2 protein-coding genes are annotated in these 1,268 nt (G+C 38.6%); both read left to right on the top strand.

What is annotated here, in order from left to right; translation table 11 throughout:
* Nucleotides 1–978, top strand: a 978-nt coding sequence (locus B2X72_RS03395) for an NAD(P)H-dependent flavin oxidoreductase (RefSeq protein WP_286848265.1), incomplete at its 5' end; no start/stop codon positions are given.
* 168 nt (nt 979–1,146) lie between these two features.
* Nucleotides 1,147–1,268, top strand: a 122-nt coding sequence (locus B2X72_RS26585) for a hypothetical protein (protein ID WP_414711782.1), incomplete at its 3' end; no start/stop codon positions are given.

Here is a 1,268-nt window from a genome sequence, read left to right as displayed (position 1 = left end):
GCGCGTGCCGGAGCGCTCGGGTCGCTATCGTTGGGTGATCTACCAGCAGAACGCTGTAGTGAGCTTATTCGTTCAACCGCTGCATATGTAAAGAAGCCTTTTGCAGTCAATATTTTTGTAAATCATGTTCCTGAAGTTTCAGTGAATTTGAGGACAGCGTATAATGAAACAAAGGTTTTTGTGGAACAGTTAGCCCTGCAATATGGTTTAGAAGTAGCTTTACCGGAGCTCGATAGCATCCATATTACAGATTACAGGGAACAAATTGACGCGATCATAAGCCATCAGTGTAAAGTTGTGAGTTTTACTTTTGGAAATCTGGATGCACAAAGTATAAAACGATTGAAAGACAATGATGTGATGATTATTGGTACATGCACTTCAGTGGCAGAAGCAATTGCTCTGGAAGAAGCTGGTATTGATGTGATCTGTGTACAGGGATTAGAAGCTGGGGGACATCGCGGAAGTTTTGAGGAGGCACCTGTTCCTGAGATTGGCGGATTTTCTCTGCTACCACAAGTGAAAGAGCATGTAAACGTGGCGCTTATTTATGCCGGTGGATTATATAATGCAAGCACGATCCATTCTGCAAAGCTATTAGGTGCCAGTGGTTTTCAGATTGGCAGTTTATTGCTCAAATCTAAAGAAAGCGCACTGCTGGACTTTGAGAAAGCGCGTCTTTCTCATGTTAAGGAATCAGATATTGTCTTGACAAGGAGTTTTTCAGGACGCTATGCCAGAGGTATAAAGAATACATTTATTGAAGCTTTGGACAAATCGCACTATATCTTACCATATCCCTATCAAAATAAACTCACCGGGGAATTACGAAAAGTAGCCAAGGCCAATAAAAATGTCGATTTTGTAAATATTTGGGCCGGACAATCGATCCATTCTTACAGTGAACTTTCGACAACAGATATTATGCAAACGTTAATCCGAGAAGTTGAAAATTTGCATACTAGTTTAGTTGTTTAACAATAATATAGAGTCTACCACCTGTCAGTATATTGTCATTTTAATTAAAACTAATAACTAAAATCTTTGTTTAAATTATTTAAACGGAGTTGTAGTGGTTAATCTACAACGAATTTTCTTTTTTTTTCGAAACTTTGCATCACTGTGAAAAACTAAAAATCTACCGCTATGGGGAACGAAAAAAAGAGAATTCTTGTTATCGAAGATAATGAGATTCTATTAAGCACAATGCAATTTGTTCTTGTAAGGGAGGGCTATGACCTATTACTTGCCAGATCTGTTATGACCAA

Source organism: Sphingobacterium sp. UBA7253 (assembly GCF_002472745.1).
Lineage (GTDB): Bacteria > Bacteroidota > Bacteroidia > Sphingobacteriales > Sphingobacteriaceae > Sphingobacterium > Sphingobacterium siyangense.
Note: the sequence above shows the minus strand (reverse complement) of the source record. Positions and strands in the feature narration are given on the sequence as shown.